General features: G+C 65.3%; 12 protein-coding genes. 4 read left to right on the forward strand and 8 right to left on the reverse strand.

Annotated features, from left to right (window positions below; translation table 11 throughout):
• Positions 1–46: 46 nt before the first annotated feature.
• From ptsP to IAE39_RS00925, 3 genes are read left to right on the forward strand one after another with little or no spacing between them, the layout of a single operon-like run.
• Complete coding sequence (gene ptsP / locus IAE39_RS00915; RefSeq protein ID WP_201198513.1) at positions 47–2,899, forward strand: phosphoenolpyruvate--protein phosphotransferase; 2,853 nt, start codon at positions 47–49, stop codon at positions 2,897–2,899.
• Entirely contained in the window at positions 2,900–3,847 is a 948-nt protein-coding gene (gene pfkB, locus IAE39_RS00920; RefSeq protein ID WP_201198514.1) for a 1-phosphofructokinase, read from the forward strand.
• Positions 3,844–5,583 carry a PTS fructose-like transporter subunit IIB gene (locus IAE39_RS00925; protein ID WP_201198515.1) on the forward strand — a complete coding sequence of 580 codons (1,740 nt, stop codon included), beginning with the start codon at positions 3,844–3,846 and terminating at the stop codon, positions 5,581–5,583. The genes pfkB and IAE39_RS00925 overlap by 4 nt, the downstream gene beginning before the upstream one ends.
• 121 nt (positions 5,584–5,704) lie before the next feature.
• On the opposite strand, the gene IAE39_RS00930 is transcribed toward IAE39_RS00925, so the two are convergent.
• Positions 5,705–5,926 carry a DUF3820 family protein gene (locus IAE39_RS00930; protein ID WP_201198516.1) on the reverse strand — a complete coding sequence of 74 codons (222 nt, stop codon included), beginning with the start codon at positions 5,924–5,926 and terminating at the stop codon, positions 5,705–5,707.
• Positions 5,927–6,128: 202 nt separating this feature from the next.
• Here IAE39_RS00930 and IAE39_RS00935 point away from each other — a divergent pair, with 202 nt between their 5' ends.
• A complete protein-coding gene (locus tag IAE39_RS00935; RefSeq protein ID WP_201198517.1) occupies positions 6,129–6,605 on the forward strand; it encodes a ferritin-like domain-containing protein in 477 nt (158 codons plus the stop codon).
• Here IAE39_RS00935 and IAE39_RS00940 read toward each other — a convergent pair.
• From IAE39_RS00940 to IAE39_RS00970, 7 genes are all read right to left on the reverse strand, one after another.
• Positions 6,602–8,092, reverse strand: coding sequence for a sensor domain-containing diguanylate cyclase (locus IAE39_RS00940; RefSeq protein WP_201198518.1), 1,491 nt, complete (start codon positions 8,090–8,092; stop codon positions 6,602–6,604). The two genes, IAE39_RS00935 and IAE39_RS00940, sit on opposite strands and share 4 nt — an antisense overlap.
• A gap of 258 nt (positions 8,093–8,350) precedes the next feature.
• Positions 8,351–9,685 (reverse strand): OprD family porin, encoded by a 1,335-nt coding sequence (locus IAE39_RS00945; protein ID WP_201198520.1) that lies wholly within the window; start codon positions 9,683–9,685, stop codon positions 8,351–8,353.
• Positions 9,686–9,890: 205 nt separating this feature from the next.
• A complete protein-coding gene (locus IAE39_RS00950) occupies positions 9,891–10,115 on the reverse strand; it encodes a hypothetical protein (protein ID WP_201198522.1) in 225 nt (74 codons plus the stop codon).
• Between the two features lie 278 nt (positions 10,116–10,393).
• Positions 10,394–11,797, reverse strand: a complete 1,404-nt coding sequence (locus IAE39_RS00955; RefSeq protein WP_201198524.1) for a heavy metal sensor histidine kinase — start codon at positions 11,795–11,797, stop codon at positions 10,394–10,396.
• Complete coding sequence (locus tag IAE39_RS00960; RefSeq protein WP_201198526.1) at positions 11,772–12,446, reverse strand: heavy metal response regulator transcription factor; 675 nt, start codon at positions 12,444–12,446, stop codon at positions 11,772–11,774. Before IAE39_RS00960 ends, IAE39_RS00955 begins: the two co-directional genes overlap by 26 nt.
• 9 nt (positions 12,447–12,455) lie before the next feature.
• Positions 12,456–15,548, reverse strand: coding sequence for a multidrug efflux RND transporter permease subunit (locus IAE39_RS00965; RefSeq protein WP_201198528.1), 3,093 nt, complete (start codon positions 15,546–15,548; stop codon positions 12,456–12,458).
• Positions 15,545–16,708, reverse strand: coding sequence for an efflux RND transporter periplasmic adaptor subunit (locus IAE39_RS00970; protein WP_201198530.1), 1,164 nt, complete (start codon positions 16,706–16,708; stop codon positions 15,545–15,547). Before IAE39_RS00970 ends, IAE39_RS00965 begins: the two co-directional genes overlap by 4 nt.
• Between the last annotated feature and the right edge of the window lie 103 nt (positions 16,709–16,811).

A 16,811-nucleotide genomic window follows, 5' to 3' on the forward strand; every position in this document is an offset into this window, starting at 1 on the left:
CAAAAATACTCCAGTACCCGACCGGGAACTGCAAAAGGAGAAGGTCATGCTCGAGCTCGCCAAGGAGCAGATAGCCATGGGCCAGGTGGCCGCCGACAAAGCCGAGGCACTGCGCCTGCTGGCCGAGCGACTGGTCGCCGATGGCCTGGTCGCCGACGGTTACCTGCAAGGGCTGCAGGCCCGCGAGGCGCAAGGCTCAACGTTCCTTGGCCAGGGCATTGCCATCCCCCATGGCACGCCGCAAACCCGTGACCTGGTGTATGCCACTGGCGTGCGCCTGTTGCAGTTCCCCGAGGGCGTGGACTGGGGCGATGGGCAGAGGGTCTACCTGGCCATCGGCATTGCCGCCCGTTCCGACGAACACCTGCGCCTGCTGCAACTGCTGACCCGCGCCCTGGGCGAGACCGACCTGGCCGAAGCACTGCGCCGGGCCAGCTCCGCCGAGGCGATGCTCAAGCTGCTACAAGGCGCGCCACAGGCGCTGGCGCTGGACGCGCAACTGGTCGGCCTGAACCTGCCGGCTGAAGATTTTGACGAACTGGCCTGGCGCGGTGCGCGCCTGTTGCAGCGCGCCGGCTGTGTCGACAGCGGTTTTGCCGCGGTACTGCAGCAGGCCGAACCGCTGCCGCTGGGCGAGGGCCTGTGGTGGCTGCACAGCGAGCGCCAGGTGCGTCAGCCGGGCCTGGCCTTTATTACGCCGCAGCAGCCGCTGCGTTACCGTGACCAGCCGCTCAATGGCCTGTTCTGCCTGGCCAGCCTGGGGGCTGCCCACCAGGCCCTGCTCGAGCGCCTGTGCGAAGTACTGATCGAAGGCCGCGGGCAGATGCTCTACCAGGCCACCAGCAGCCGTGCGGTGCTGGAAGTGCTGGGCGGCGAGGCACCGGCAGACTGGCCCAGCGCGCGTATCGTGTTGGCCAACCCCCATGGCCTGCATGCCCGCCCGGCCAAGGTGCTGGCGCAATTGGCCAAAGGGTTTGACGGAGAAATCCGTGTGCGCCTGCTCGACAGCGCGCAGCCGGCCGTGTCGGTAAAGAGCCTGAGCAAGCTGCTCAGCCTCGGCGCCCGGCGTGGCCAGGTGCTGGAATTGCTGGCCGAGCCAAGCGTTGCCGCCGATGCCTTGCCGGTCCTGCTGGCCGCCATTGAACAGGGCTTGGGCGAGGAAGTGGAGCCGCTGCCGGAGAGCACTACCGTTGAAGCCCGCGAAGCGCCCGACGTGTTGCAAGCCCCGCAAACCGGCAGCCGCATTCAGGGCGTGGGCGCCGCCCCCGGCATCGCCAGCGGGCCGGCGCACGTGTGTGTCGAGCGTGACTTCGACTACCCCCTGCGCGGCGAGTCCTGCGCGCAGGAGCGGCATAAGCTGCGCGAAGCCCTGGCTATCGTGAACGGCGAACTGCAGGCGTTAATCCAGCGCAGCGACAAGGCCATCGGCGAGATCTTCGTCACGCATCAGGAAATGCTCGCCGACCCGGCCCTGGGCGACGATGTGGAGCAGCGCCTGGCCCAGGGCGAAAGCGCTGCGGCCGCGTGGATGGCCGTGATCGAAGCCGCGGCCCGTCAGCAGGAGTCGTTGCACGATGCCTTGCTCGCCGAGCGCGCCGCCGACCTGCGCGACATTGGCCGGCGCGTGCTGGTGCAGCTGTGCGGTGTGCAAGCGCAGGTGGAGCCCGAACAACCCTACGTGCTGGTGATGGCCGAGGTCGGCCCGTCCGATGTCGCCCGGCTGGACCCGGCGCGCGTCGCCGGTATCGTCACCGCCCAGGGCGGCGCGACGGCCCACAGCGCCATCGTTGCCCGCGCGCTGGGTATCCCGGCCGTGGTCGGTGCGGGTGCCGCGATACTGTTGCTGGAAAGCGGCACGCCGCTGCTGCTCGATGGCCAGCGCGGTGTGGTCAGCGTGGCGCCGCCAGCAGATGAACTGCAACGGGCGCTGGCCGAGCGCGACCTGCGAGAGCAACGCTTGCAGGCAGCCTGGGCCAATCGCTTCGAGCCTGCCGTTACCCGTGATGGGCACGCGGTCGAAGTGTTTGCCAATATCGGCGAGAGCAGCGGCATCGCCAAGGTGGTGGAGCAGGGCGCCGAAGGCGTGGGCCTGCTGCGCACCGAACTGATCTTCATGGCCCACCCGCAAGCCCCGGATGTAGCCACCCAGGAGGCCGAGTACCGCCGCGTGCTCGACGGCCTCGACGGGCGCCCGCTGGTGGTGCGCACCCTGGATGTCGGTGGCGACAAGCCATTGCCATACTGGCCGATCGCCGCTGAAGAAAACCCCTTCCTGGGCGTGCGCGGCATACGCCTGACCCTGCAGCGCCCACAGTTGATGGAAGACCAGCTGCGCGCCTTGCTGCGGGCTGCCGAAGGGCGCCCGCTGCGCATCATGTTCCCGATGGTTGGCCAGGCCCACGAGTGGCGCGCGGCGCGGGCGATGGTCGAACGCCTGCGTGTCGATACCCCGGTAGCCGACCTGCAACTGGGCATCATGGTTGAAGTCCCTTCGGCGGCCCTGCTGGCGCCGCAACTGGCGCGCGAAGTGGACTTTTTCAGCATCGGCACCAACGACCTGACCCAATACACCCTGGCCATTGACCGTGGTCACCCCAGCCTCTCGGCCCAGGCCGACGGCCTGCACCCGGCGGTGCTCAGCCTGATCGACATGACCGTGCGCGCCGCCCATGCCCATGGCAAATGGGTTGGCGTGTGCGGTGAGCTGGCCGCCGACCCGCAGGCGGTCGCCGTATTGCTGGGCCTGGACGTCGACGAACTCAGCGTCGCCGCGCGCAGCATTGCCGAAGTCAAGGCCCTGGTCCGCCAGGCCGATCACCAGACGGCCCGCGCCCTGGCGCGCCAGGCCCTGCAACAGGACAGCGCCGCGGCGGTACGCGCGCTGGTGGAGCGTTACTGAATGGCCAAGATCCTCACCCTTACCCTGAACCCGGCGCTGGATATCACCATCGGCCTGGACACCTTGCGCGCAGGGCAGGTCAATCGCAGCCAGGCGCAGCACAGCCACGCCGCCGGCAAGGGCCTGAACGTTGCCCAAGTGCTGGCCGACCTGGGGCACAGCGTGACCGTTGGCGGTTTCCTCGGTTGCGACAACCTGCAACCGTTCGAGGCGCTGATTGAATGGCGCGGCTTTGCCGACTGCTTTGTCCGCGTGCCGGGCGAAACCCGCAGCAATATCAAGCTGGTCGAGGCCGATGGCCGCGTCACCGACATCAACGGCCAAGGCCCGGAAGTCGACGAGGCCGCCCGCAGTGCCTTGCTGCGCAGGCTGCAGCAGGTCGCCCCAGGCCACGATGCCGTGGTGGTGGCTGGCAGCCTGCCACGCGGGGTGAGTGCCGACTGGTTCCGCCAGTTGCTCGAACAACTCAAGGCCCAAGGCCTCAAGGTGGCCCTGGACAGCAGCGGCGAAGCCCTGCGTGCCGGCCTGCAGTGCGTGCCCTGGCTGGTCAAGCCCAATACCGAAGAACTGGGCGAGGTGCTTGGCCTGGCTGTGGATAACCCGGCGCAACAGCGTGCCGCTGCCGAGCGCCTGCTGGCCAGTGGCGTCGAGCACGTGGTGGTGTCGGCGGGCGAGCAGGGGGTCAGCTGGTTCACCCGCGACCTGGGCGTGCATGCCAGCCCGCCCAAGGTACGGGTCGCCAGCACGGTCGGGGCGGGGGATTCGCTGGTGGCCGGCATGGTCCATGGCCTGCTGCTGGGCGAAGCGCCCGCGCAAACCCTGACCCGCGCCACCGCCATCGCCGCCCAGGCCGTTACCCAGGTCGGCTTCGGCATCCGCGACCGCGAACAACTGGCGCGTCTGGAGGCCGCTGTGCAACTGACAGAACAACAAGAGGGTTGCCGATGAACATTGCCATTGTCACCGCCTGCCCCAATGGGCAGGTGTCGAGTGTCCTGAGTGCCCGCTTGCTGTCTGCCGCTGCCCAGCGGCGTGGCTGGAGTACCAGCGTCGAGGTGCAGGATGCCGAACACCCCGAACGGCAACTGAGCGCTGCGCAGATCGCCGAGGCTGACTGGGTGCTGGTGGTCAGCACCGGCCCGGTGGACCTGGCCCGCTTTGTCGGCAAGCGCCTGTATCAGAGCACGCCGTCGCAGGCCCTGGCGGACCGCGAGGGCTTTCTTGATGAAGCCGCGGCCAACGCCCGCTTGCTGGCCGATGTGCCGAACAGCCCTGCGGTTGCTGACCGCTCAGCCGCGCGCATTGTTGCAGTCACCGCCTGCCCGACCGGCGTCGCCCATACCTTCATGGCGGCGGAAGCTTTGCAGCAGGCCGCCCAACAGTTGGGCTACCAGCTTACCGTCGAGACCCAGGGCTCGGTCGGTGCGCGCAACCCATTGTCGGCCGAAGCCATCGCAGAGGCTGATGTGGTGTTGCTGGCCGCCGACATCGAAGTGCCCACCGCGCGCTTCGCGGGCAAGCGTATCTACCGTTGCGGTACCGGCATCGCTCTCAAGCAGGCCCGCGCCACGCTGGACAAGGCCCTGGCCGAAGCCAAGGTGGAAAGCAGCGCCGACGCCGCAGCGGCAACCACGGCGGCCAAGGGTGAGAAGACCGGGGTGTACAAGCACCTGCTGACCGGCGTGTCGTTCATGCTGCCGATGGTGGTGGCTGGCGGTTTGCTGATTGCCCTGTCGTTCGTGTTCGGCATCGAAGCCTACAAAGAGCCCGGTACCTTGCCGGCGGCGCTGATGCAGATTGGTGGTGAAGCGGCGTTCAAACTGATGGTGCCGCTGCTGGCGGGCTATATCGCCTGGTCGATCGCCGACCGCCCAGGGCTGGCCCCCGGCATGATCGGCGGCCTGCTGGCCAGTACCCTGGGTGCCGGTTTCATCGGTGGCATCATTGCCGGCTTCCTCGCCGGTTACAGCGCCAAGGCCATTGCCCGCTGGGCGCGTTTGCCCAGCAGCCTGGAGGCGCTGAAGCCGATCCTGATCATTCCGCTATTGGCCAGCCTGTTCACCGGCCTGGTGATGATCTACGTGGTCGGCCAGCCGGTGGCGGCGATGCTCGAAGGCCTTACTCACTTTCTCGACAGCATGGGCACCACCAATGCCATTCTGCTGGGGCTGCTGCTGGGCGGCATGATGTGCGTCGACCTGGGCGGACCGATCAACAAGGCTGCCTATGCGTTCTCGGTGGGCCTGCTGGCGTCGTCGAGCTATGCACCGATGGCGGCGACCATGGCGGCCGGCATGGTGCCGCCGATCGGTTTGGGCATCGCCACGTTCATGGCCCGGCGCAAGTTCGCCCAGAGTGAGCGCGAGGCGGGCAAGGCGGCCTTGGCACTGGGGCTGTGCTTCATCTCCGAGGGGGCGATCCCGTTTGCCGCCAAGGACCCGCTGCGGGTGATCCCGGCCAGTGTCGTCGGTGGTGCGTTGACCGGGGCGTTGTCGATGTACTTCGGCTGCAAGCTGATGGCGCCGCATGGCGGGTTGTTCGTGCTGCTGATCCCCAATGCCATCAACCATGCGTTGCTGTACTTGCTGGCGATCGTGGCGGGCAGTTTGCTGACGGCGGTGGTGTATGCGGTGATCAAGAAGAGTGAGCGGGTGGAGTTGGCCGTGGCGCCGGTGAAAGGTTAGCGATTTCAGCTGGCTTCACTGGCCTCTTCGCGGGTAAACCCGCTCCCACAGGGAATTCACAGGGCTCGAACCTGAGGTAATCCTGTGGGAGCGGGTTTACCCGCGAAGAGGCCGGAACAGTTCAACGCCCATGCTTCTGCCGCAACGGCACCAGCAGGTCACCCAGGCCGTTATGGTCGACCTCGTGCATCAACGCCAGCAACCCACCCAGCTCCCCGGCCGGGAAACCCTTGCGTGCAAACCAAGCCAGGTAATCCCCCGGCAGGTCGGCAATGATCCGCCCCTGGTACTTGCCGAACGGCATGCTGCGGGTCACCAGCAGTTCGAGGGTTTCCGGCTTCATCTTCGCGCATCTGGTAGTGGAAAAGCGCCGACCATACTGCAATCTGCACGAAGCCCCAAGCGGCAATCATGCAGAAAGCCTCGATCAGGCTTCGCTTGATTCTTCATAACTATCTGATTTAAAAGCATTTTTACTTTATGTCAGGATTGGCACGATCACTGCTCCCTTACAGATGACTATCACCTGCCAAGGAGTTTGTACCATGAGCAATCCCAACAAAGACGTGATCGATGTGCTCAACGACCTGATCGAGTACAGCAAGGATGGCGAGAAAGGCTTCAAGGCCTCGGCCGATGATGTGAAGAACCCGGAGCTGAAAGCGTTCTTCGTTCAGCGCGCTGGCGAATGCGCCAACGCTGCCGGTGAACTGCAGAGCGAAGTGCGCCGCCTGGGTGGCGACCCGGAAACTTCCACCAGCATCAGCGGCGACCTGCACCGCGGCTGGGTCAACCTCAAGTCGATGGTCACCGGCAAGGACGAAGAAGCGGTGCTCAACGAAGTGGAGCGCGGTGAAGACCACGCCCTGAAGGCCTATAAGGAAGCCCGCGAAAAACTGGTGAAACTGGGCCGCACCGCCAGCGACACCAGCTACAGCCTGGTGGAAAAACAGCTGCAAGGCGTGCAGCGCAACCACGACCAGGTCAAGGCGCTGCGCAACGCCGCCCGCGCCCGCTCTTAAGCTTCAGGGCCCTCTATCCGGTTACGGCCCTTGGCCTTGGCCCGGTAGAGCGCCTCGTCCGCGGCACCCAGCAGCCTGCTCAGGTCGTGCTGGGTGCCGGACAGGCCGATACCGATGCTCACCGTGACCGCGTGGGCATCATCGGCAAACGGCGCCAGAGCCTCGACGCTAACACGTATGCGTTCGGCCAACAGCTGGGCGCCAGCCAGGTCAGTCTCTGGCAACACCACCTGGAACTCTTCCCCACCATAACGCGCAGCCAGATCGGCCGGGCGGCGAATGCACGCCTCGATCGCCTTGGCCACTTCGCGCAGGGCATGGTCGCCTCCGGCATGGCCATGGCGCTGGTTGAACGCCTTGAAATGGTCAATATCCACCATCAGCACTGCCAGCGACTTGCGGTTACGTTGGGCACGCGCCCATTCCTGGCGCAGTACCTGGTCCAGCCGGCGACGGTTGGCCAGGCCGGTCAGGCTGTCGGTGGCGGCCAACGTCGCCAGGCCTTGTTCGGCTTCATGGCGGCGGCGCAACTCGCGGCCCAGCAGCAAGGTCAGCCAGAGAATGCCCACACACAGCACGCCGGTGGCGACGCTGACCAGGATGGCGGTGCGGCGCCATGACTGGAACACCTCGTCGGCCGAGTGCACCACCAATACGATCAATGGCAGCTGTGCGACCCGGGCAAAGGTGTACATGCGCGGCTTGCCGCTGCTGGTGGAACGGGCGGTGAAGTTGCCGCTTTGCTCGTTGAGGATGCGCTTGAAGTTCGGCCGTTCGGCGTAGTTTGTGCCGATCAGCGGGTCTTGCGCGCGGGACGGCTGGCGGGCGAGCAACTGCCCGTCGGTATTGAACAGGTTGATGCTGCTGTCGTCGCCAATGTCCAGGCGCCTGAACAGTTCGCTGAAATACGACAGGCGCAGCGCCCCGGCGGCCAACCCGGCAAACTCGCCATGGGGGCCGGAGATGCGCCGGCTGAAACTGATGCACCAGTCCAGGCCGCCGAGCCTGGCCTTGAACGGCGGGCCTACCAGCAGGCCAAGGTTGGCATTGTCCCGGTGCGCCTTGAACACACCGGTGTCGCCGAAGTTGGCCTTGCGCGGCACGCTGCTGCTCGAGTCGCCGACCACGTTGCCTTGCGGGTCCAGCCACAGCACATCACCGCGTTTGCGGTCGACAAAGGCTTCGTTGAACAGCAGCCGCTGGCGCAGCGGGCCGGGGATTTCCGGCAGTTCCTTGCGCCCGACCGCCCAGATCAACCCTTGCAGCGACTGGTCGTAGAGTTCGACATTGCGCAGGATGTCGCTTTCGATCAGCTGCACGATGTTGTTCGAGGCGCGCACCGCCGACTGCTCGACGCTATCGCGCTCACGGGCCAGCAGGTAGCTGACGATGGCCACGATCGCGAGCACGGCAAGGCAGCTGCCCAGGTTGAGGATCAGCTCGGGGTGCGACCTGTAGAGTGCTGAACGCGGGGATTGGGTGGGCATGCTCGCTACTGCAAGGGCAGGGCCATTCGCGGCGGCGACATTCTAGGGAAGCAGGGATTGTCGGACAAGATTTGTCCGACGGAATCACGCTGTGCTGCATTTTGGATTCACGCCGAACCCTGTGAGCGGGTTGTGGGAGCGGGTTCACCCGCGAACACCGGCGAAGCCGGTGCCAACACCGCGCTGGTTTCTTCGCGGGTGAACCCGCTCCCACAGCCGCTCCCACGGGGGTTTATGTGTGCTGCCTACAGATGAGGATCAGAACACATTCAGTGGGTAATCGACGATCACCCGCACTTCGTCGTTGTCGCTGTTGCTGTCGATCGAGGCATAACCCTGGCTGCCACGGTGGGTGGCATAACGCACCAGTACCGACAGGTCCTTGAGGTCACCTTCCTGGAACACGTATTTCACGTCCAGGTCGCGCTCCCAGTGCATGGCGTTCTTGCCATCGGCACGGTAGTAGTCGTAGTGGTCAGTGTTCTGCGTGGCCTTGGTCAGGTCCGCTTCACCACGGGAGTACGACAGCGAGCTGGTCAGGCCAGGCACGCCGACACCGGCAAAGTCATAGTCGTACTGCAGCTTCCACGACCGCTCGTTCGGGGCGTTGAAGTCCGAGTACATGCGCGAGTTGTCCAGGTACACGCTGTCGCCCAGGTTGATGTAGTCGAACGGCGTGTTGCCGTTGACCCGCTGGTAGGCGGCAGTGACGCTGTGGTACCCGGCGTTGACGGTGAAGTGCACGCTGTAGGTGTTGTTGTCGATCTTGCCCAGCAGGGCCTGGCCGGTGTCCTGGGTGTGGTAGAAATGCACGCCCGGGTTCAGGCTGACCAGGTCGTTGACCACGTAGGTGTAGTCGAAGTCAGCGTAGTACTGGTTCCAGATGTCCTTCAGCTCGGCCGCGTACAGGTTGGCGGTGATGTTCGGGGTACCGCTCCACGACGCGCCAGCCCAGTTCAGGTGTTTGCTTTTGTCGTGCTCGTCCAGCGAGCCGTAGTAGGTGTCGATACGGCGGTGGCCGCTCTGGTTGTACGGGTGGGTGAAGCTCACCTGGCCGCCTTCGAGCAGCAGGCCGTCGACGCTGGTGTTGGTCAGGCTCACACCGCGGAAGGTCTGCGGCAGCATGCGCGTTTCACCGCCGGCAATCACCGGATTGGTGAGGAACAGGTCACCGGCTTTCAGTTCGGTGTCGAAGGCCTTCAGCTTGACCGCGGCACCGGCCGTGGAGAACGCGTGTGGGGCAGCGCCCAGCTCGCCGTCGTCCTTGATGTGCTCGGGCAGGATGCTGGTGCCGGCATGGCCGCCACCGCCGTCGAGCTTCAGGCCCAGCATGGCATGGGAGTCCAGGCCAAAACCGACGGTGCCCGGGGTGTAGCCGGACTCGAAGCGCGCCACTGCGCCCTGGCCCCACTCGCGGGTGTCGCGCACGCCGGCGTTGTGGTTGTCGCGGTTGAAGTAGGCGTTACGGAAATGCAGGTTGAAGGACGAGCCTTCGATGAAGCCATCAGCCTTGTCTTCATCTGCCTGGGCGGCGAAAGGGATCGTTGCAGTCAACGCAATGAAAAGCGGGGTAAAACGAAACGCGGAAGGCACCGGTACTAGCTCCTTTGGTCTGACGGTGGGGCAGTTTTTATTTTTGAATGTGCGTCTTTCTTATAGGTGAACGTTACAGCCGGGCTGATAGTTACAGCACATAAAAAAAGCCGCTGATCGGCAGCGGCTTTAAAAGGCTAACATATCGGCACCGGTGGTGCCCATGGCGTAGCCAAGGGAAAACGGGAGCAGTAACAGCGTATGATCAGCTGTCGGCATTGGCATCGACAGAGACCTTGGAAGCGGTCTGGTTTGCGTCTTTTACGGCATCGGCCTTCTGTGCGGCTACGGCTTCGCGGGCGTCTTGATGGACCGCGGCGAACTCTGCATTACGGGCGACGAAAGCCGGGGATTCTTCGGCCATGGCCAGGGGCGACAACAACAGGGACGACAGGACGAAAACGCTGGCAATACCCATACTGTTGGACATTTGAAACTACCTTCTTGCTGTGCAAGTGCTAATGAGGACAGGGGTAAAGTTAGTCCTTTCAATGCACTGGAAACAGAGCGAAGTGCGATAAGCACTGTTGCGCAAAAGGTAACGATCCTTGAGAAAGCAATAGTACTTTCGCCGCAAACCCTTGTGCTAGACGCAGTCCCTGTAGGAGCGGCCTTGTGTCGCGATGGGCTGCGCAGCAGCCCCGGCTATTGATGCTATTGCACAGAATTTGGGGCCGCTGCGCGCCCCATCGCGACGCAAGGCCGCTCCTACAGGGACCGCGTAACCCTCAGGATCGGCAACTGGATACCAAAGGTATTGAACCCCGCCCCACTGCGCACAAACACCTCACCCCCATGCATCAGCGCAATCGCCTTGACGATCGCCAACCCCAACCCATGGTTACCACCACCACTGTTGCTGCGCGCCGCATCCACGCGGTAGAAGCGTTCGAACAGCAACGGCAAATGCTCATCATCAATCGCCGGCCCCGGGTTGCTCACGGCAATACTGACCTGCTCCGCCCCGGCATCGATCTGCACCCGGATCACCTGGTGCGGCGCGGTGTGCTGTACGGCGTTGTTCAGCAGGTTGATCAAGGCCCGGCGCAACTGGGCTTTTTCGATCGGCGCCTGGGCATCGCCGCTGACGCTTACGCTGACCTGCGCGTCTTCGAGGATGTAGTCCAGGTAGTCGAGGGTGGTCGCCACTTCTTCGGCCAGCGAAGCCTGGGTCAGGGCGGTGGCCTTGCTGCCCTGGTCGGCACTGGCCAGGAACAGCATGTCGTTGATGATGCTGCGCAGGCGCTCCAGTTCTTCCAGGTTCGATTGCAGCACTTCGAAGTAGTGCTCGGCGCTGCGCCCGCGGGTCAGCGCCACCTGGGTCTGGCCAATCAGGTTGGTCAACGGCGAGCGCAGTTCGTGGGCTACGTCGGCGTTGAACGCCTCCAGCCGCGAATAGGCCTGGCTGACCCGGTCGAGCGCGGCGTTGAAGGCGCCGGCGAATTGCGCCAGCTCCGGGGCCAGCGCCTGGGTTTGCAGGCGCCCGTCCAGGCGTGGCGGTGCCAGCGCCTGGGCCTCGTTGGACAACGCCAGCAGCGGGCGCAGGCCAATGCGCGCCACCCAGTACCCCAGCAGCGAGGCCAGCAGCACGCCGAGTACCGCCAGCCCGACAATCGCCACCAGCAGGCTGTGCTGGGCCTGCCAGAAGGTTTCGGTGTCGATGCCGATCAGAAAACGCAGTGGCGGGCGCTCGCCCAGGGCCGGCAGTTCACTGACCAGCACTTTGTACGGGTACGGGTGGTCGGGCAGTCGCAGGTCGCGCATGCCTTGCGGCCCCTCGGCGAAGGCGCGCACCAGCTCGCTGGGCTGGCCGTATTCATAAGCCGGGTTGCTGCCGACTACCCAGAAGCGAATGCGCTTGTCTTCCTCGCTGAGCAGGTTGAGCTTGTTGTTGATCTTGGCCCAGTGCTCGGGCGTGCCAAAGCGGTTGAGGGTGGATTCGAGCACGCTGAAGCGCGCATCCAGCTCTGCCTGCGGCAGCAGGTCGAGGCTGCGGTCGACCTGGCGGTACAGCGCCGAGCCGATCAGCAGGAACACGCCCAGTGCGACCAGGATGAACAGCGCCGACAAACGCAGCGCAATGGAGTTACCCCGCACGGTTTTCCAGGACATAGCCCATGCCTCGGATGGTGTGCAGCAGTTTGTTGTCGAACGGCCCGTCGAGCTTGGCGCGCAGGCGCTTGATCGCCACTTCGACGACATTGGCGTCACTGTCGAAATTAATGTCCCAGACCAGCTCGGCAATCGCCGTCTTCGACAGGATCTCGCCTTGCCGACGCGCCAGCACGCTAAGCAGCGAGAACTCCTTGGCGGTCAGGTCCAGGCGCTGGCCGGCACGCGTGGCCTTGCGCGCCATCAGGTCGATCCACAGGTCGGCCACCTGCACCTGCAGCGGTTCATGGCTGCTGCTGCGGCGGGTCAGGGCTTGCAGGCGGGCGACCAGTTCAAGGAACGAGAACGGCTTGCCCAGGTAGTCGTCGGCGCCTTCGCGCAGGCCGTGGATGCGGTCTTCGACCCGTTCGCGGGCGGTCAGCATGATCACCGGGGTCTGCTTGCGCGCGCGCAGGGCACGCAGCACGCCGTAGCCGTCCAGGCCCGGCAGCATCACGTCCAGCACGATGACCGCGTGGTCGCCCTCCAGGGCCAGGTGCAGGCCGTCGATGCCGTCGCGCGCCAGGTCGACGGTAAAGCCCTGCTCGGTAAGGCCGCGATGCAGGTAGTCGGCGGTTTTTTCTTCGTCTTCGATGATCAGCACACGCATGGTCTTGTCCTAACTGGCACTTGGCGCTGCCGCACGGGCAGCCTGGCGGCGGTGGAACAGGCGCTCCAGGGCCAAGTATATGACCGGGGTGGTGAACAGCGTCAGCGCCTGGCTCACCAGCAGGCCGCCGACCACGGCGATGCCCAGTGGCTGGCGCAGTTCGGCGCCGGTGCCAAAGCCGAACATCAGCGGCACCGCGCCGAGCAGGGCGGCCAGCGTGGTCATGATGATCGGCCGGAAGCGCGTCAGACACGCCTGATGAATCGCCTGCTCAGGTGTCAGGCCGTGGTGGCGCTGGGCTTCGAGGGCAAAGTCGATCAGCAGGATGCCGTTCTTCTTGACGATGCCGATCAGCAGCACCACGCCGATCAGCCCCATGATGCTGAAGTCCTGGCCCATGGCCCACAGCAGAATCAGCGCACCGAGGCCGGCCGAGGGCAGGGTGGAGATGATCGTCAGCGGGTGCACGAAGCTTTCGTACAGCACGCCAAGAATGATGTACACCGCCACCAGCGCTGCCAGGATCAGCCACGGCTGGCTCGACAGCGAACTCTGGAAGGCCTGCGCCGCGCCCTGGAAGTTGCCGCTGATCGAGTCGGGCATGCCCAGTTCGCGCTGGGTGCGGTCAAGGATGCTCACCGCATCGCCCAGGGCCACGCCGGGGGCCAGGTTGAACGACAGGTTGGCGGCCGGGAACAGACCGTCGTGGCTGATCGACAGCGGACCGGTGCCGGGTGGCGCCACGTGGGCCACCGCCGACAGCGGCACCATTTCGCTGGTTAGCGGCGAGCGCAGGTAAAAGTAGTTCAGGCTCTCGGCCTTACCGCGCTGGCGCGCATCCAGTTCAAGAATGACCTTGTACTGGTTGGTGTCGGTCTGGAACTCGCTGATCTGCCGCTGGCCGAAGGCGTCGTACAGCGCCTGGTCGACGTCGGTGGTGGTCAGGCCAAAACGCGCTGCAGCCTGGCGGTCGATGTCGATGCGGGTAACACTGGCGCCCAGTTGCAGGTCGTTGGACAGGTCCCGGAAGGCCGGGTTTTCCCGCAGGCGCTCGGTCAGGCGCTGGGTCCACAGGTTCAGTGCCTCGCCGTCGTTGCTCTTGAGCACATACTGGTACTGGGTGCGCGAAGGCCCGGAACTGAGGTTGATGTCCTGGCCGGCGCGCATGTAAAGGACGATGCCCGGCACCTGGGCCAGCTTGGGCCGTAGCCGGTCGATCAGTTCGCTGGCCGACACATCACGCTCGCCACGCGGCTTGAGGGCGATCCAGAAGCGGCCGTTGGCGATGGTCTGGTTGCTGCCGGTCACGCCCACCGAATGCGAGAACGCGCGCACCGCCGGGTCGGCTTCGATAATTTTTGCCAGCGCCTGATGTTTCTCGATCATCGACGGGTACGACACATCCGCCGCCGCCTCGCTGGTGCCGAGGATGAAACCGGTGTCCTGCAGCGGGAAGAACCCCTTGGGGATGGCCACGTATCCGGCCACTGCCAATGCCAGGGTCACCCCGAACACACCGAGGGTCAGGCGCTGGTGGGCGAGGGCGTGGTTCAGGCCCTTTTCGTACCACTTGACCAGCCGCTCGCCAAAGCCGCCCTTGTGCTCGCCCGGCGGGCGGCGCATGAACAGCGCGCACAGGGTGGGCGCCAGGGTCAGCGAAACCACCACCGAAATCAGGATGGTGGAGGTGGCAGTAAGGGCAAACTCCTTGAACAGCCGGCCCACCACGCCGCCCATGAACAGCAGCGGGATGAACGCGGCAATCAGCGAGAAGCTGATCGACACCACGGTAAAGCCGATTTCCCCGGCGCCCTTGAGCGCCGCCGTGCGGCTGTCGTCGCCGGCCTCCAGGTGGCGGTGGATGTTCTCCACCACCACGATGGCATCGTCCACCACAAAGCCCACGGAAATGACGATGGCCACCAAGGTCAGGTTGTTCAGGCTGAAACCGAGGATGTACATCAGCGCGCAGCTGGCGATCAGCGACACGCCGAGCACGCTGGACACCACCATGGTCGCCGACCACTGGCGCAGGAACAGTGCCATGACCCCGATCACCAGGGCTACGGCGATCATCAGGGTCAGCTCCACTTCATGCAGCGAGGCGCGGATGGTTTGCGTGCGGTCCTGCAGCACCGACACTTCGATCGAGGCCGGCAGCATCTCCTGCAGCTTGGGCAGGGCGGCCATGACCCGGTCCACGGTGTCGACGATATTGGCGCCCGGCTGGCGGAAGATCACCAGGTTCAGCCCCGGCTGGTCACCGGACCAGGCCTTGACGTAGGCGTTTTCCGCGCCGTTGATGACCTTGGCCACGTCCTTCAAATGCACGGGGGCGCCGTCGCGGTACGAGACGATCAGTTGGGCGTAGTCCTCGGGGTGGAACAACTGGTCGTTGGCGGCGATGGTCGACACACTGTGCTCACCGTACAGCGCGCCCTTGGCCAGGTTCAGGCTGGTCTGCTGGATGGCCTGGCGCAGGTCGGCCAGGGTCAGGCCGATGGCGGCGAGCTTCTCGGGTTGCGCCTGCACGCGGATCGCCGGGCGCAGTTGCCCGGTGATGTTGATCAGGCCGACCCCTTCGATCTGGCTCAGCTGACGGGCCAGCAGGGTTTCGGCGTAATCGCTGAGGTCGTTGCCGGGCATCTGGCTGGAGCTGACGGTCATCACCAGCACCGGGCTGTCGGCCGGGTTGACCTTGCGCCAGGTCGGCGGGTTGGGCAGGTCCTGGGGCAGGCGCGCGGTGGCGGTGTTGATCGCCGCCTGCACTTCCTGGGCGGCGGTGTCGATGTTCTTGTCCAGCGTGAATTGCAGAATCAGGGTGGTCGAGCCCAGCGCACTGCTGCTGGTCATCTGGGTCATGCCAGGAATGGCGCTGAACTGCACCTCCAGCGGTGTGGCCACCGACGAGGCCATGGTTTCCGGGCTGGCGCCGGGCAACTGGGCAGTTACCTGAATGGTCGGGAAGTCCGCCTCGGGCAGCGGCGCCACCGGCAGGCGCGGAAAGGCGATGGCGCCCAACAGCACCAGGGCAAAGGTCAGCAGCAAGGTGGCGATGGGGTGGTCGATGCACCAGGCCGAAACACCGTTGCGCGTATTCATGGCTGGCTCCGGCGGTCGGCCATTTCCGATGGCGCAGGGGCGTCAGGGGTGACTTCGACCCGCGCCCCCGGCTTGAGCCGCGACTGGCCATCGAGCACCAGCCGTTCGCCCGGCTTGACCCCGGCAATGATGTTCAGGCCGCTGTCCTGGTACAGCACCTTGACCGGCACACTGGTGACCTTGTCGCCGTCCAGGCGGTAGACGAAATGCCCATCGACGCCGCGTTGCACCACCGGCGGCGGTACCACCAGGGCGTTTTCTTCCACCGCCGTACGCAGGCGAATGGTGACCAACTGGCCCGGCCACAGGTGGCCGTCCTTGTTGTCGAATTCGGCTTTGACCCGCACGGTGCCGGTGGTGGCGGAAATCTGGTTGTCGATCAGTGCCAGGTGGCCCTCACCCAGCAGGCTGCGTTCGCCGTCGGCGTCCATGTAGGCCTGCACCAGCGCCGGGGTCGGCGCCTTCAGCAGGCTCTGCAGGGTAGGCAGCATCTGCTGCGGCAGGGCGAACTCGACGGCAATCGGGTCGATCTGGGTGACGCTGAACAGGCCCTGGGTATCGCTGGTGCGTACCAGGTTGCCGGGGTCGACGTTGCGGATGCCTACCCGGCCGGTGACGGGCGAGCGGATCTGCGTGTACGACAGCTGCACCTGGGCATTGTCGATGGCCGCCTGGTTGCCCTTGACCGTGGCCTGCAGGCGGTTGACCAGTGCCTGTTGCTGGTCGAGGGTCTGTTTCGACACGCCGTTGTCGGTGCTCAGCAGGCGGTAGCGCTGCAGGTCGACGTTGGCGACCTGGATCTGCGCCTGGCTCTGGCCCAGTTCCGCCCGGGCCTGGTCGAGGCTGGCGCGGATGGCGCGGTCGTCGAGGGTAGCCAGCAGGTCGCCTTCCTTCACCCACTGGCCTTCCTTGACCAGCACCTGGGTCAGCACGCCTTCCACTTGTGGGCGTATCTCGACGCTGTGCAGCGACAGCACCGAGCCGATGGCACTGGCGTAGCGCGGCACGTCCTGCTGGGCAACGCTGACCACCCGCACCGGCACCGCCGTTTGCGCGCGGGTGGTTGGCGCAGGCTGGCGCTGGGCGAACCAGACACCTGCTACCGCCAGGATGAAGAGCGCCAGGGCGGCGAGGAGAGCGGAACGGGACGGACGTCGCATCGGTGCGGGCACCTTGGCCAGGGGAAGAGGGAAGGGTGGTCAGTATTCAATCTTATAGCCCCCGAACCGGGTCGGCAGCGTGACCGCTGGCTGACAGCCGTGT

The sequence above is a fragment of the Pseudomonas sp. S37 genome (genome assembly GCF_016658545.1).
Taxonomy (GTDB): Bacteria; Pseudomonadota; Gammaproteobacteria; order Pseudomonadales; family Pseudomonadaceae; genus Aquipseudomonas.

Coding starts and splice junctions, on each gene's coding strand:
- IAE39_RS00935 (WP_201198517.1), top strand. CDS start 6,129: ATGAGCAATCCCAACAAAGACGTGATCGATGTGCTCAACGACCTGATC.
- IAE39_RS00940 (WP_201198518.1), bottom strand. CDS start 8,092: ATGCCCACCCAATCCCCGCGTTCAGCACTCTACAGGTCGCACCCCGAG.
- IAE39_RS00925 (WP_201198515.1), top strand. CDS start 3,844: ATGAACATTGCCATTGTCACCGCCTGCCCCAATGGGCAGGTGTCGAGT.
- pfkB (WP_201198514.1), top strand. CDS start 2,900: ATGGCCAAGATCCTCACCCTTACCCTGAACCCGGCGCTGGATATCACC.
- ptsP (WP_201198513.1), top strand. CDS start 47: ATGCTCGAGCTCGCCAAGGAGCAGATAGCCATGGGCCAGGTGGCCGCC.
- IAE39_RS00970 (WP_201198530.1), bottom strand. CDS start 16,708: ATGCGACGTCCGTCCCGTTCCGCTCTCCTCGCCGCCCTGGCGCTCTTC.
- IAE39_RS00965 (WP_201198528.1), bottom strand. CDS start 15,548: ATGAATACGCGCAACGGTGTTTCGGCCTGGTGCATCGACCACCCCATC.
- IAE39_RS00960 (WP_201198526.1), bottom strand. CDS start 12,446: ATGCGTGTGCTGATCATCGAAGACGAAGAAAAAACCGCCGACTACCTG.
- IAE39_RS00955 (WP_201198524.1), bottom strand. CDS start 11,797: ATGTCCTGGAAAACCGTGCGGGGTAACTCCATTGCGCTGCGTTTGTCG.
- IAE39_RS00950 (WP_201198522.1), bottom strand. CDS start 10,115: ATGTCCAACAGTATGGGTATTGCCAGCGTTTTCGTCCTGTCGTCCCTG.
- IAE39_RS00930 (WP_201198516.1), bottom strand. CDS start 5,926: ATGAAGCCGGAAACCCTCGAACTGCTGGTGACCCGCAGCATGCCGTTC.